At 60.7% G+C, this 15,116-nt stretch carries 12 protein-coding genes; 1 reads left to right on the forward strand and 11 read right to left on the reverse strand.

What is annotated here, in order from left to right:
- Positions 1–13: 13 nt before the first annotated feature.
- The 9 genes from BLU85_RS04120 to flhA all read right to left on the reverse strand — a co-directional run bounded on the left by BLU85_RS04120 (position 14) and on the right by flhA (position 10,737).
- Complete coding sequence (locus tag BLU85_RS04120) at positions 14–754, reverse strand: flagellar motor protein (protein WP_003199135.1); 741 nt, start codon at positions 752–754, stop codon at positions 14–16.
- Entirely contained in the window at positions 754–1,887 is a 1,134-nt protein-coding gene (locus BLU85_RS04125; RefSeq protein WP_092204556.1) for a protein-glutamate methylesterase/protein-glutamine glutaminase, read from the reverse strand. The genes BLU85_RS04120 and BLU85_RS04125 overlap by 1 nt, the downstream gene beginning before the upstream one ends.
- A 48-nt stretch (positions 1,888–1,935) precedes the next feature.
- Positions 1,936–4,188, reverse strand: a complete 2,253-nt coding sequence (locus BLU85_RS04130; RefSeq protein WP_092204555.1) for a chemotaxis protein CheA — start codon at positions 4,186–4,188, stop codon at positions 1,936–1,938.
- A 30-nt stretch (positions 4,189–4,218) separates the two neighbouring features.
- Positions 4,219–5,004, reverse strand: coding sequence for a protein phosphatase CheZ (locus BLU85_RS04135; RefSeq protein ID WP_060738635.1), 786 nt, complete (start codon positions 5,002–5,004; stop codon positions 4,219–4,221).
- A gap of 18 nt (positions 5,005–5,022) precedes the next feature.
- Complete coding sequence (locus BLU85_RS04140; RefSeq protein ID WP_003199125.1) at positions 5,023–5,394, reverse strand: chemotaxis response regulator CheY; 372 nt, start codon at positions 5,392–5,394, stop codon at positions 5,023–5,025.
- Positions 5,395–5,560: 166 nt separating this feature from the next.
- Complete coding sequence (gene fliA / locus BLU85_RS04145; protein ID WP_014337177.1) at positions 5,561–6,304, reverse strand: RNA polymerase sigma factor FliA; 744 nt, start codon at positions 6,302–6,304, stop codon at positions 5,561–5,563.
- A complete protein-coding gene (gene fleN, locus BLU85_RS04150) occupies positions 6,301–7,131 on the reverse strand; it encodes a flagellar synthesis regulator FleN (protein WP_003184001.1) in 831 nt (276 codons plus the stop codon). Before fleN ends, fliA begins: the two co-directional genes overlap by 4 nt.
- Positions 7,132–7,246: 115 nt before the next feature.
- A complete protein-coding gene (gene flhF, locus BLU85_RS04155) occupies positions 7,247–8,596 on the reverse strand; it encodes a flagellar biosynthesis GTPase FlhF (RefSeq protein ID WP_092204554.1) in 1,350 nt (449 codons plus the stop codon).
- A gap of 11 nt (positions 8,597–8,607) precedes the next feature.
- Entirely contained in the window at positions 8,608–10,737 is a 2,130-nt protein-coding gene (gene flhA, locus BLU85_RS04160) for a flagellar biosynthesis protein FlhA (protein WP_092204553.1), read from the reverse strand.
- A gap of 270 nt (positions 10,738–11,007) precedes the next feature.
- Here flhA and BLU85_RS04165 point away from each other — a divergent pair, with 270 nt between their 5' ends.
- Positions 11,008–12,936, forward strand: a complete 1,929-nt coding sequence (locus BLU85_RS04165; protein ID WP_092204552.1) for a hypothetical protein — start codon at positions 11,008–11,010, stop codon at positions 12,934–12,936.
- A gap of 254 nt (positions 12,937–13,190) precedes the next feature.
- Here the strand turns inward: BLU85_RS04165 and flhB are convergent, their stop codons facing one another.
- Both flhB and fliR read right to left on the reverse strand, forming a co-directional pair.
- Positions 13,191–14,327, reverse strand: coding sequence for a flagellar biosynthesis protein FlhB (gene flhB, locus BLU85_RS04170; protein WP_092204551.1), 1,137 nt, complete (start codon positions 14,325–14,327; stop codon positions 13,191–13,193).
- Positions 14,328–14,330: 3 nt separating this feature from the next.
- Positions 14,331–15,113 carry a flagellar biosynthetic protein FliR gene (fliR, locus tag BLU85_RS04175; RefSeq protein ID WP_092204550.1) on the reverse strand — a complete coding sequence of 261 codons (783 nt, stop codon included), beginning with the start codon at positions 15,111–15,113 and terminating at the stop codon, positions 14,331–14,333.
- Positions 15,114–15,116: the final 3 nt, after the last annotated feature.

The raw sequence follows: 15,116 nt of genomic DNA on the forward strand, positions 1-15,116 counted from the left end.
CCCATGCCTCCCATCAGTCCATGAAACCCTGGAGCTTCAACTCAATGGAACGCGGATTTTCACCTTCGGCGATCGACAGGATCCCTTCCAGCAGCATTTCGCGATAACGCGACTGGCGCAACGCGATGGACTTGAGTTTGGCCGCGATGGGCAGCAGCACCAGGTTGGCACTGGCCACGCCGTAGATCGTGGCGACGAACGCCACGGCGATACCACTGCCCAGCTGCGATGGATCGGCCAGGTTGCCCATCACATGGATCAGGCCCATCACCGCACCGATGATGCCAATGGTCGGCGCGTAGCCGCCCATGCTTTCGAATACTTTGGCCGCTTCGATGTCACGGCTTTCCTGGGTGTAGAAATCCACCTCCAGAATGCTGCGGATGGCTTCCGGCTCGGCGCCGTCCACCAGCAATTGCAGGCCTTTGCGTGAGTAGCTGTCGGGTTCGGCGTCGGCCACTCCTTCCAGGCCCAGCAGGCCTTCCTTGCGAGCGGTCAGGCTCCAGTTCACCACGCGGTCGATGCCACCGGCCAGGTCGACACGGGGCGGGAACAGAATCCAGATCAGTACCTGCATGGCCCGCTTGAAAGCACTCATGGGCGACTGCAACAGCGCCGCGCCAATGGTGCCACCCAGCACGATCAACGCCGCCGGGCCGTTGGCCAGAGCGCCCAGATGACCGCCTTCCAGATAATTGCCGCCAATGATGGCGACGAACGCCATGATGATGCCAATCAGGCTGAGCACATCCATTACAGGCAGGCCTCGACCAGGTGTCTACCGATGTCGTCCAACCCGTACACCGCGTCGGCAAGATCGGCTTTGACGATGGCCATCGGCATGCCGTAGATCACGCAGCTGGCTTCGTCCTGGGCCCAGATCGCACTGCCGCCCTGCTTGAGCAGCCGTGCGCCTTCGCGACCGTCGGCGCCCATGCCGGTGAGCACCACCGCCAGAACTTTGTCACCGTAGGACTTGGCCGCGGAACCGAAGGTAATATCCACGCAAGGCTTGTAGTTCAGGCGCTCATCGCCCGGCAGGATCTTCACCGCACCGCGGCCGTCGATCATCATCTGTTTGCCACCCGGCGCCAGCAATGCCAGGCCCGGACGCAGGATGTCACCATCCTCGGCTTCCTTGACGTTGATGTTGCACAGCTTGTCCAGACGCTCGGCAAACGCTTTGGTGAACGCCGCCGGCATGTGCTGGATCAGCACGATGGGCGCCGGGAAGTTGGCCGGCAACTGGGTCAGGACCCGTTGCAGCGCCACCGGGCCGCCCGTGGACGTACCGATCGCCACCAGCTTGTAGGCTTTGCGCTTGGGTGCCGGCGACGTTGCACTGGCAGGTGCCGAACGCGTCGGCGCAGGTGCCGGGGCGCTGCGTACCGGGGCCGGATTGAAGCTGCTCGATGCCGTCGGCGCTGGCGCGGGGCTTGGCGCCGCAACCGGGGCTGGCGCTGGTGTGCTGTAGGCACCGACACGACGATTGCTGCGGGAAATGCTGTGGACCTTTTCGCACAGCAACTGCCGGACTTTGTCGGGGTTGCGCGAAATGTCTTCGAAATTCTTCGGCAGGAAATCCACCGCCCCGGCGTCCAGCGCATCGAGAGTTACCCGGGCGCCTTCGTGAGTCAGGGACGAGAACATCAAGACCGGGGTCGGGCAGCGCTGCATGATATGCCGCACGGCCGTGATACCGTCCATCATCGGCATCTCGTAGTCCATGGTAATCACGTCCGGCTTGAGTGCCAGGGCCTGATCGATCGCCTCTTTGCCATTAGTCGCGGTACCGACGACCTGAATACTCGTGTCCGCCGAAAGAATTTCCGAGACGCGGCGACGGAAAAACCCCGAATCGTCCACCACCAGGACTTTAACTACCATAAACACTCCGTTAGACGAGGCGCGGCCCTGGGCCGCCCCCCTCCAGAATCAAATACGCCGGGCGGCGTAACGCTTGAGCATGCTTGGCACATCGAGAATCAACGCGATGCGGCCGTCGCCGGTGATGGTGGCGCCGGACATGCCCGGGGTGCCCTGTAGCATCTTGCCCAACGGCTTGATGACCACTTCTTCCTGGCCCACCAACTGGTCGACGACGAAGCCGATCCGCTGGGTGCCCACCGAAAGGATCACCACATGGCCCTCGCCCTGCTCCACATGAGCCGCGGAACTGACCAGCCAGCGCTTGAGGTAGAACAGCGGCAATGCCTTGTCCCGTACGATCACCACTTCCTGGCCGTCGACCACGTTGGTGCGCGACAGGTCGAGGTGGAAGATCTCGTTGACGTTGACCAGCGGGAAGGCGAAGGCCTGGTTGCCCAGCATCACCATCAGGGTCGGCATGATCGCCAAGGTCAACGGGACCTTGATGACGATCTTCGAGCCCTGGCCCTTGGTCGAGTAGATGTTGATCGAACCGTTGAGCTGGGAAATCTTGGTTTTCACCACGTCCATGCCCACGCCACGGCCCGACACGTCGGAAATCTCGGTCTTGGTCGAGAAACCCGGGGCGAAGATCAGGTTGTAGCACTCGGTGTCGCTCAGGCGGTCGGCGGCATCCTTGTCCATTACACCGCGTTTCACCGCGATGGAACGCAGCACGTTCGGGTCCATGCCTTTGCCGTCGTCGGAGATCGACAGCAGGATATGGTCGCCTTCCTGCTCGGCGGCCAGGATCACCTTGCCGCTGCGGACCTTGCCCGAGGCTTCGCGTTCTTCCGGCGACTCGATGCCGTGGTCGACCGCGTTGCGCACCAAGTGGACCAGCGGGTCGGCCAGGGCCTCGACAAGGTTCTTGTCGAGGTCGGTCTCTTCACCCACCAGTTCCAGGTTGATTTCTTTCTTGAGCTGGCGAGCCAGGTCACGAACCAGGCGCGGGAAGCGCCCGAAGACTTTCTTGATCGGCTGCATCCGGGTCTTCATGACCGCGGTCTGCAAATCGGCCGTTACCACGTCGAGGTTCGACACGGCCTTGGACATGGCTTCGTCCTGGCTGTTGAGGCCCAGGCGTACCAGACGGTTACGCACCAGCACCAGTTCGCCGACCATGTTCATGATCTCGTCCAGGCGTGCGGTGTCGACCCGAACGGTGGTCTCGGCTTCGCTGGCCGGTTTTTCCGCTGGCGCAGCCGCCGGAGCCCGGGCTGGCGCCGCGGCGGCAGCGGCAGGCTTGGCGGGCTCGGCCTTGGGTTCCGGTGCCTTGGCGGCGGGTTTGGGTGCAGCAGCCTTGGCCGCCGGTGCCGCCGCGGTGGCGGCAGGCGCGGCAGACGCCGTACCGACTTCGCTGAACTTGCCCTTGCCATGCAGCTCATCGAGCAGCGATTCGAATTCGTGGTCGCTGATCAGATCGCTGCCAGCGGCAGCGGCGGCAGGCTTGGCCGGGGTCGGCGCCGAAGCGATGGCCGAATCCAGCGCGTCAACGGCAAAGGTGCCCTTGCCATGCAACTGGTCGAGCAGCGCTTCGAATTCGTCGTCGGTGATGTCGGAGCTGTCGCCCGCCGCTTTCGGGGCGGCCGGGGCCGTCGGCGGGACGACCGCATCCGGCGCGAACTGGCCTTTGCCGTGAAGCTGGTCGAGCAGCGACTCGAACTCGGCATCGGTGATTTCATCGCTGCCAGCCCCGGCGGCTTGCGCAGCAGGAGCGACCTGAGCGGCCGGCGCCTCGGCCTGGGCCTTGACGGTATTGAGGGAGTCCAGCAGTTGTTCGAATTCGTTATCGGTGATGTCTTCCGATTCTTCGGCGACCGGCTCCTCAACCACCGCTTCGGCAACCGGTGCCGCTTCGTCAGCCGATTGCGGCTCGGCCAGGCGTGCCAGCGCGGCGAGCAACTCGGGGGTGGCAGGGGTGATCGGCGAGCGCTCGCGCACTTCGCTGAACATGCTGTTGACCGCATCCAGCGCTTCGAGCACCACGTCCATCAATTCCGAGTCAACGCGACGCTCACCCTTGCGCAGGATGTCGAACACGTTCTCGGCAATGTGACAGCACTCCACCAGCTCGTTGAGCTGGAGGAAGCCGGCGCCTCCTTTTACAGTGTGGAAACCGCGAAAAATTGCATTGAGCAGATCCGCATCATCAGGTCGGCTTTCCAGCTCGACCAGCTGTTCGGATAGTTGCTCTAGAATCTCGCCGGCCTCAACCAGGAAATCCTGAAGGATCTCTTCATCGGCGCCGAAGCTCATTAATGGCTGCTCCTAAAACAGGGCTAAAACTCAGAATCCAAGGCTGGACAGCAAATCGTCCACATCGTCCTGACCGGACATAACGTCTTCTCTTTTATCGGCATGAATTTGCGGACCTTCACCCTGAGAGAGATGTTTTTGTGGATCTTTTTCAGCAAGCATCGCTTCACGGTCGTGTTCGATGCCTGCAAAGCGGTCGACCTGGCTAGCCATCAACACCAGTTTGAGCAGGTTGCTTTCCACTTCGGTGACCAACTGGGTCACACGCTTGATCACCTGGCCGGTCAGGTCTTGATAGTCCTGGGCCAGCAGAATGTCGTTGAGGTTGCTTGCCACGGCGCGGTTCTCGGTGCTGCTGCGCGTCAGGAAACCGTCGACCCGTCGGGCCAGCTCCCGAAACTCTTCAGCACCGACTTCACGACGCATGAACCGGCCCCAGTCGGTGCTCAAGGCCTGGGCTTCTTCGCTCAGGCCATTGACCAGCGGCGTTGCGCTTTCCACCAGGTCCATGGTGCGGTTGGCCGCGGCTTCGGTCAGCTTGACCACATACCCCAGGCGCTCGGTGGCGTCGGTGATCTGCGAGACTTCCTCGGCCTGCGGCATGTGCGGGTCGATCTGGAAATTGACAATCGCACTGTGCAGTTCACGCGTGAGCTTGCCCACTTCCTGATACAGACCGCGGTCACGGGTCTGGTTGAGCTCATGGATCATTTGAACCGCATCGCCAAAGCGACCTTTTTCAAGGCTGTCGACCAGTTCGCGGGCATGTTTTTTCAGGGTCGATTCGAAATCGCCCATTGAAGATTCGTTGTCCATAGCTCCCCCGTGGCGCCGTTAACCGATGCGTTCGAAGATTTTTTCGATCTTCTCTTTCAACGCCTGGGCCGTGAAGGGTTTGACCACATAGCCGTTCACACCGGCCTGGGCCGCTTCGATGATCTGCTCGCGCTTGGCTTCGGCAGTGACCATCAACACCGGAAGGTGCTTGAGTTTTTCGTCGGCACGCACCTGGCGCAGCAGGTCGATACCGGTCATGCCCGGCATGTTCCAGTCGGTGACCAGAAAATCGAAGTTGCCACTGTGCAACATCGGGAGCGCAGTGGTCCCGTCATCTGCTTCGGCCGTGTTGGTGAACCCAAGGTCACGCAACAGGTTTTTAATGATCCGCCGCATCGTTGAGAAGTCATCAACGATGAGGATTTTCATGTTCTTGTCCAATTCGACCTCCAAGCAGTCTTAAACGCGCCCAGCACCTGGACGCGCCATTTCAATCAATCCGGCACAACACTCGACAACGGTCTGGAGCACAACGGATGGAGACTGGCGCAGCACTTGCCAGGCCAGCCTCGTCGCAGTGTCCCCACACTGCCTGTCAACGCGCTCGCCACTCCCCCAAACGCCCCCGCAAACGGGCCGCGCACTGGCTGTGTAACTGGCTGACCCGCGATTCGCTGACCCCCAGGACCTCACCGATTTCCTTGAGGTTCAGCTCTTCGTCGTAGTACAGCGCCAAGACCAGCCGCTCACGCTCCGGCAAATTGGCAATCGCATCCGCCAGCGCACTCTGGAAACGTTCATCTTCCAGGTCACGCGACGGCTCCATGTGAGCGCTCGCGTTATCCTCGTGCAGCCCTTCGTGTTCGCCGTCCTGCAAGAGGTCGTCGAAACTGAACAGGCGGCTGCCCAAGGTATCGTTCAAGATCCCGTAATAATCGTCGAGACTCAACTGGAGTTCGGCCGCAACTTCGTGATCTTTAGCGTCACGCCCGGTTTTCGCTTCAATTGCCCGAATCGCGTCACTGACCATGCGGGTATTGCGGTGCACCGAACGCGGCGCCCAATCGCCCTTGCGGACTTCATCGAGCATCGCCCCGCGGATGCGAATACCGGCATAGGTCTCGAAACTGGCGCCTTTGCTGGCGTCGTATTTGTTCGACACTTCAAGCAGGCCGATCATGCCGGCCTGGATCAAGTCCTCGACCTGGACACTGGCCGGCAACCGCGCCAGCAAGTGGTAGGCAATACGCTTGACCAGTGGCGCATAACGCTCGATCAATTCGTATTGGGCGTCCCGTGCCGATTTTTTATAGAGATGGTTGTAACCGCTGGCTGTCATAGCACGGGCCCTGCTGTTTGTTGCACAAGACGCTCGACGAAAAATTCCAGATGCCCGCGGGGGTTGGCCGGCAGTGGCCAGGTATCGACCTTCTGGGCGATCGCCTTGAACGCCAGCGCGCATTTGGAACGTGGAAAAGCTTCATAAACGGCACGTTGCTTCTGGACGGCCTTGCGTACGCTTTCGTCGTACGGCACGGCGCCGACGTATTGTAGGGCGACGTCCAGGAAGCGATCGGTGACCTTGGTCAACTTGGCGAACAGGTTGCGCCCTTCCTGCGGGCTCTGGGCCATGTTGGCCAGGACGCGGAAGCGGTTCATGCCATAGTCGCGGTTCAGCAGTTTGATCAGGGCGTAGGCGTCGGTGATGGACGTCGGTTCGTCGCAGACCACCAGCAGCACTTCCTGGGCGGCGCGGACAAAACTGACGACCGAGTCGCCGATGCCGGCCGCGGTGTCGATCACCAGCACATCGAGGTTGTCGCCGATGTCGCTGAAAGCCTGGATCAGGCCCGCGTGCTGGGCCGGGGTCAGGTGAACCATGCTCTGGGTGCCGGAGGCAGCCGGCACGATGCGAATCCCGCCCGGCCCCTGCAACAGCACGTCGCGCAGTTCGCAACGGCCCTCGATCACGTCCGCCAGGGTGCGTTTGGGGGTGAGCCCCAGCAGCACGTCGACGTTCGCCAGGCCCAGGTCGGCGTCCAGCAGCATGACCCGTCGGCCAAGCTCTGCCAGAGCCAGGGACAAGTTCACTGACACGTTAGTCTTCCCGACGCCACCTTTGCCGCCGGTCACCGCGATCACCTGTACGGGATGCATGCTGCCCATGTTCGTTCTTTACCTTGTCTTCTTAGACGGAGGCCACATTACTGGCTGCGCGTTCGCATAAGGAACAATGCATGGCAGACCATCGATGTAGGTACAAAAAATATTCATGATTACCTCAGCCGACCTGCTTGGTCGGGCTGTGGTAGATGTCAGCGAACATGTCAGCCATGGCTTCTTCGCTGGGTTCTTCCTGCATTTGCACACTCACGGCACGACTGACCAGTTGATGACGACGCGGCAGATGCAAATCATCCGGGATCCGCGGCCCATCGGTCAGGTAGGCCACCGGCAGTTCATGACCGATCGCCAGGCTCAACACCTCGCCCAGGCTTGCCGTTTCGTCCAGCTTGGTCAGGATGCAGCCAGCCAGTCCGCAGCGCTTGTAGCTGTGGTATGCGGCGGTTAGAACCTGTTTCTGGCTGGTGGTTGCCAACACGAGATAATTTTTTGACTTGATACCGCGTCCGGCCAGGCTTTCGAGCTGCATGCGCAGGGCCGGATCGCTGGCTTGCAGGCCCGCGGTATCGATCAGCACGACGCGCTTGCGCAGCAGCGGCTCCAGCGCCTGGGCCAGGGATTGGCCCGGATCCACATGGGTCACCGACACATTGAGGATCCGGCCCAGGGTCTTGAGTTGTTCCTGGGCACCGATGCGGAAACTGTCCATGCTCACCAGGGCGATGCTCTGGGCGCCGTATTTGAGTACGTAGCGGGCGGCGAGCTTGGCCAGGGTGGTGGTCTTGCCCATGCCGGCAGGACCGACCATGGCAATCACCCCGCCCTCCTCCAGCGGCTCGACTTCCGGCGTGGCGATCATCCGTGCCAGGTGCGCCAGCAACATGCGCCAGGCCTGGCGAGGCTCTTCGATACCATTGATCAGCGCCAGCAGGTCCCGGGACAGCGGGCCGGACAAGCCGATGCGTTGCAGGCGACGCCACAGGTTGGCCTGGGCCGGACGGCTGCCTTGCAGTTGGTTCCAGGCCAGGGAGCCGAGTTGGACTTCCATCAGCTCGCGCAGGCTGTTGAGTTCGAAGCGCATCGAGTCCAGGGCGCGCGGGTCGAGCCCACGGGCAGGCGCGGCGGGTGCCGGCTCCGGACGACGCGGTTGGGCCTGGGCCTGCTCGATCAGCGGCTCGGCAGCGGTCAACGGCAGGCCGGCGGTCAGCGGCTGACCGGCGAACAATTGACGATTGGTGCCCGGGGCACCCTCGCCTTCGCTGCTGCGCAGGCTCAGTTCGGCCTGGGCGCTGGCGATGCGCGATTGGGTCTTGCGCAGCTCGTCTTCGAGTTCCATGTTCGGAACCCGCGGGGCCAGCGCAGACAGTTTGTAATCCAGGGCCGCCGTCAGCTCGACACCGCCGGCGATACGACGGTTGCCAATGATGGCTGCTTCAGCGCCCAGCTCGTCACGAACCAGTTTCATGGCCTGACGCATGTCGGCGGCGAAAAAACGCTTCACTTGCATAAACCACTACCTCAGCCGTTGGGCCCTACTGTCGCAACGATGGTCACTTGCTTGTTGTCCGGTATTTCCTGATACGCCAGCACATGCAGCCCCGGGACCGCGAGGCGACCGAATCGCGAGAGCATCGCGCGAATCGGACCGGCCACCAGCAGGATCACCGGTTGGCCTTGCATCTCCTGCCGCTGGGCTGCTTCGATCAGCGAACGCTGCAGCTTCTCGGCCATGCTTGGCTCCAGCAGAACACCCTCTTCCGAGCCTTGTCCTGCCTTCTGCAGACTATTGAGCAATATCTGTTCCAACCTTGGCTCCAAGGTGATCACAGGCAGCTCAGACTCAGTGCCTACAATGCTTTGGACGATTGCGCGGGACACGCCGACCCGAACCGCAGCCACCAAGGCGGCGGTATCTTGACTCTTGGAGGCGTTGTTGGCGATGGCCTCGGCGATACTGCGTATGTCGCGTACGGGCACTTGTTCGGCCAGCAGCGCCTGCAGCACCTTGAGCAACTGCGACAACGAAACCACGCCCGGCACCAGCTCCTCAGCCAGTTTCGGCGAGCCTTTGGCCAGCACCTGCAGGAGTTGCTGGACTTCTTCGTGGCCAATCAGCTCGCTGGAGTGCTTGTACAGGATCTGGTTCAAGTGGGTCGCCACCACGGTACTGGCGTCCACCACGGTATAACCGAGGGACTGGGCCTGGGCCCGCTGGCTGATTTCGATCCACACCGCTTCCAGGCCGAAAGCCGGATCCTTGGCGGTGATGCCGTTGAGGCTGCCGTAGACCTGGCCCGGGTTGATCGCCAATTCGCGGTCGGGGTAGATCTCGGCTTCGGCCAGGATCACCCCCATCAAGGTCAGGCGATAGGCGCTCGGCGCCAGGTCGAGGTTGTCGCGAATATGTACGGTGGGCATCAGGAAGCCCAGGTCCTGGGAGAGCTTCTTGCGCACGCCCTTGATCCGCGCCAGTAACTGACCACCCTGGTTACGGTCGACCAAGGGAATCAGGCGATAGCCGACTTCCAGGCCGATCATGTCGATAGGCGTCACGTCATCCCAGCCCAGTTCCTTGGTTTCCATGGCGCGGGCCGGCGACGGCAGCAGCTCCTGCTGGCGCTTGACCTCTTGCAGGGCCTGGACTTTCTGCGCGTTCTGCTTCTTCCAGAACAGGTAGGCACCACCCGCGGCGGCGGCGGCCATGGTCAGGAAGGAAATGTGCGGCATCCCCGGCACCAGGCCCATCACGGCCATCAGGCCAGCGGCAACGGCCAGGGCCTTGGGCGAGGCGAACATCTGCCGACCGATCTGCTTGCCCATGTCTTCGGAGCCCGAAGCACGGGTCACCATGATCGCGGCCGCTGTGGATAACAACAGTGATGGCAATTGCGCCACCAAACCGTCACCAATCGTCAACAAGGCGTAGACCCTGCCGGCGTCGCCAAACGACATGTTGTGCTGGAAGATGCCGACAGCCATGCCGCCGATCAGGTTGATGAACAGAATCAACAGGCCGGCGATGGCGTCACCGCGCACGAATTTGCTGGCACCGTCCATGGAACCGTAGAACTCGGCTTCCTGGGCCACTTCCAGGCGACGCAGCTTGGCCTGGCTCTGGTCGATCAGGCCGGCGTTGAGGTCGGCGTCGATCGCCATCTGCTTGCCGGGCATCGCATCGAGGGTGAAACGCGCGCTCACCTCGGAAATCCGCCCGGCACCCTTGGTCACCACGACGAAGTTGATGATCATCAAGATGGCGAAGACCACGATACCGACCACGTAGTTACCGCCGATCACCACCTCACCGAAGGCCTGGATCACCTTACCGGCGGCGGCGTGCCCGTCCTGGCCGTGGAGCATCACCACGCGGGTGGACGCCACGTTCAGCGCCAGGCGCAACAGCGTGGCCACCAGCAGGATGGTCGGGAAGACGGCGAAATCCAGCGGCCGCAGGGCGTAGACGCACACCAGCAGCACGACGATCGACAGGGCGATGTTGAACGTGAAGAACACGTCCAGCAGGAACGGCGGCACCGGCAGCATCATCATGGCAAGCATGACCAGCAGCAACAGCGGCACGCCCAGATTACCCCGGCTGAGGTCTACGACATTGCTGCGCGCGGTGCTGAATAACTGTGAGCGATCCACCGATTTTCCCCGTTCCTGTGAAGCAAACTTTTGACGCCGGTAGCGTCATATGGCCTGCTTTTGCAAAAAGCCGTCCAACTTTGGAAGCGATAGGAAATTGACTCGGATGAGAGCACCCGGCCCGGAACATAGCCCCCCCCTACATGCACGAGATCTCAAAAGCGTCAACCTAATACTTCTGTGAGTGGTCGAGACAGGCAACAAAGGTATTGAATGGCCACTCGGGAGGTTGCAATGATCGATTCAGCCCCCCTTAGACGGAGGCCTGTCATGACCAAGAATATTTCCCTCGTCGAACTTGCTGAACAAATGGGCGTACATTCAGACGACCTGGACGAGCATGGCGTGTTGAAGCCCTATGTGGCGCCCGAGCTTGCCCCTTATCCTCCCGCTGAATATCCCGATACCGAGCAGCCCACCCGTTGCGATCCCGCACCTGGCGATGAACCGCTCTCGACACCCAAGGTAGGCTGGTGCCCGAGCGGCAGTATCAACAGCGGAATCTGCACCCCGTTCAATAATGTGCGACCAAACTGGATGGGCTACTACCCCAGCGCCACTGCAAGCCTGCGCATCGACGAGATGATACTGCCCGGGACCCACAACTCGGCGATGGATAAACAGGCGCCCTACTCCAACAGCTATGAAACCTGCCAGGACGTATCCCCCCACAGCCAGTTACAGACGGGGATCCGGGTGCTGGATTTAAGGGTTGAGTTCTTTTTTGGCTATCCCGTAGGGGACGCGAAAAGATTCATGATTTACCACAGTCTGAACTCCAGAAGAACCATCGAAGGCGACTGCCTTCAAGCTGCCATCAACCTCTACACCGCTTACGGCAACGAGGTGGTCATCCTCGACTTCCATCAATTCAAGAACTTTACCGACGCGGCACATCGCGAGTTGGCCACGATTATTAAGAATCGGCTGGGCAGCAGACTGATCGAACCCAAGTGGAATGTCTTGTCGCTCAGGCAGCTGTGGGCTTTGCAGAAAAATGTGGTGATTGCCTACAACCACAGCCAACGGGATCCGCTGTTTTGGCCCGGGGTCAATCATCGCTGGATACAAAAGAACACGCCCTCCAGCAGCGAGCTGAAGAGTTTTATCGACCAAGTCGGTAATGAAATAAAGCCGGAGTATGAGCTGCGCTCCATCCAGGCCCACAAATACACAAAAGTTGGACAACCGGACGATATGTCACCGGACGTGATGAACTGGTTTGCGGCGGGCGCAACCAACTCGCCGATCATGAAGTTCTACATCATCAACACCGACTGGTCCTTGCGCCACCGGCATATCGATAATTGCATTCATGCCAACAGTTTCAGAAGCAAGCAATGGAGTTCCCTTTCGCTCACTCCTCTGGAACTTACCGATGGCTACATACCGCATGGACACCGGGCCATTGTCTTGAACATATACAACGGCAATTGGCGGGACAAGATAAGACTTCCTTCCTATGCGACGCCCAATGGCACCGTACTCATCATCAACAAGGCGCAATTGAATACAACCGTTCAGGTATCCACCAATAACACTCCAGCCAATAACCTGATTCTGGTGCAAGGTGATGTGGCGCTATTCATCTATGACGCCATCCAATCCAAATGGATAGTGCGGCCCGACGTTGTCCATTCCCCCAACACCTCAGGTGATACGGTCCCGAACATAGGTACCGATGAGAAATTCGTCCGTTATCAGACTGCGGATTACAACTGGACAGACCATATCTACCTGCCAGGCACCGCACCTGCCTATAGGTATCTTGAGGTGACATCCGACATAACGGCTACCGAAGGCTGGCACAGCCACATCCACCGTCGATCCGGCGAAAGGGTCTATCGCTGCCAGCGGGGCGACCAGTATCTGTTCATGTTCAACCAAGGCGCCTGGCAGGTGCTAAAGACGCCCATACACAGCTATGGCGCAGCCCAGGCGGGCGCCCAGATGGCAGATACCGGCACTGAAGAAACCCAGGTGCATTTCAGGGATGGGGACTTCGTCCAGCAGATCACACTTCCCGCCAATGCCTGGAACAACGACAAGGTCACCCTCACCTCCAGTGCAACCTACACCGCCACCGTCATGGGCACCAACCTGGCATCAGGGGCCAACTTGCAGCTTAAAAAAGGCGACACCTTCCACTTTCGCTATGTCGCTTCAGCCAACAAGTGGAACAAAGTTTCGTTTGCCTAGCAGGAAGCCGGCAGCGTCTTGGGCGCTGCTTAAAATGCATTTACCAAAAGGGCCGTATTTTTGTTTGATAAGAGCTTTGCTTGCGCTCGGTTGTGCAACAACTGCCTTAGAACGAGCTGCTACGCGGCCCTGCGGGCGCAAGCTGCCTCGCCACGTTCAAGCAGAATACGAGCTACGCCGTAAATCTGCGCAACTTCCTGGTTTTGAGCGGCCAGCCTTTGTCGACGCACAGCAAGCTTCCGAACAAAGCTCCCTCAGGAATCACGCCGTAAATCGGGCGGTATCGGCAAGTCCTTCAGCGGCTCGGGGCGCTTGCCCTTGCCGGCGCGGTGTTGGCGGATCTGATAGACATAGGCCAATACCTGGGCCACGGCCAGGTACAGCCCCCCGGGGATTTCCTGGTCGAGTTCGGTGGAGTAGTAAATCGATCGCGCCAGCGCCGGGGACTCAAGCAGCGTCACCTCATTGGCCACGGCGATCTCACGGATCTTCAGCGCCAGGAAGTCACTGCCCTTGGCCAGCAACACCGGGGCGTTGCCTTTTTCGGGGTCGTACTTGAGGGCGACGGCGTAGTGAGTCGGGTTGGTGATGACCACATCCGCCTCGGGGATGGCCGCCATCATCCGCCGCTGGGAGACCTCGCGCTGCAATTGACGGATACGCTGCTTGACCTCTGGCTTGCCCTCCGCGTCCTTGTGCTCGTCGCGCACTTCCTGCTTGGTCATCATCAACTTCTGCTTGCTCTGATACAGCTGGATCGGCACGTCGATGGCGGCGATCAGGATCAGGCCGCACGCCATCCACAACGTACTCCAGCCCACCAACTGCACACTGTGGATAATCGCCTGCTCCAGTGGCTCGTGGGCAATGCGCACCAGATCATCGATGTCGGATTGCAACACCGTCAGCGCCACGAACAGCACCAGCAGGAATTTCCCAAACGCCTTGAGCAACTCCATCAGCGCCGTGGTGGAAAACATCCGCTTGAGACCGGCGGCCGGGTTCATCCGGCTGAACTTGGGAGCCAGGCTGCCGGCAGCGAACAACCAGCCGCCCAGGGAAATCGGGCCGATCACGGCGGCCAGCAGCAAGCAGATCAGAACCGGCTGCACCGCCAGTATCGCGATCTTGCCCGAGTGCAGCAGATGCTGGGACATGGCCCCCGGAGACAGCAGCACCTCGCGGGGCAGGGAGAAATTCAGGCGCATGATTTCCAGCAGGTCCAGGGCCAGCCCGCCGCCATAAACCAGCAGCCCGCCCGCCCCGGCCAGCATGATCGCCAGCGTGTTGAGCTCCTTGGAGCGGGCGGTCTCGCCCTTTTCCCGGGATTCGCGCAGGCGCTTTTCCGTGGGGTCTTCTGTCTTGTCCTGGCCACTCTCGCTCTCGGCCATGGTTCAGCGTGCCTGTGCCATGTCGCGTAAAAGCTGCAAGGCCTGGATGGCCAGCGGCTGATACTGATTGAGGATATCCCCCAGGCTGACCCAGAAAATCACCATGCCCAACACGAGGGTGAGCGGGAAGCCAATGGAGAAAATATTCAATTGCGGCGCTGCGCGGGTCATCACGCCAAACGCGATATTGACCACCAGCAACGCGGTGATCGCCGGCAATACCAGCACCATCGCCGCGCCCAGGACCCAGCCGAGCTTGCCGGCGATTTCCCAGAAGTGATTGACCAGCAACGCACTGCCCACCGGCATGGTGGTAAAGCTCTCGGTCAACACCTCGAACACCACCAGATGCCCATTCATGGCCAGGAACAACAGGGTCACCAGCATCGTCAGGAACTGACCGATCACCGCCGTCGTCACGCCATTGGTGGGGTCGACCATGGATGCGAAGGCCATGCCCATCTGGATCGAGATGATTTGCCCGGCCACCACGAATGCCTGGAAGAACAGCTGCAACGAGAACCCCATCAAGGTACCGATGAGGATTTGCTCGGCCACCAGCATCAGCGCACTGAGGTCCAGGGCACTGACCGGCGGCATCGGCGGTAGCCCGGGCGCGATGACCACCGTGATCGCCAGGGCGAAGTACAAGCGCACGCGCCGGGGCACCAGGGTCGTGCCGAAGACCGGCATGCTCATCAGCACCGCGGTGACGCGAAACAGCGGCAGGACGAACGATGCCACCCAGGAACTGATCTGGGTGTCCGTCAGCGCGAGCATCGACATCAG

Source organism: Pseudomonas sp. NFACC14, assembly GCF_900106885.1.
Lineage (GTDB): Bacteria > Pseudomonadota > Gammaproteobacteria > Pseudomonadales > Pseudomonadaceae > Aquipseudomonas > Aquipseudomonas fluorescens_AA.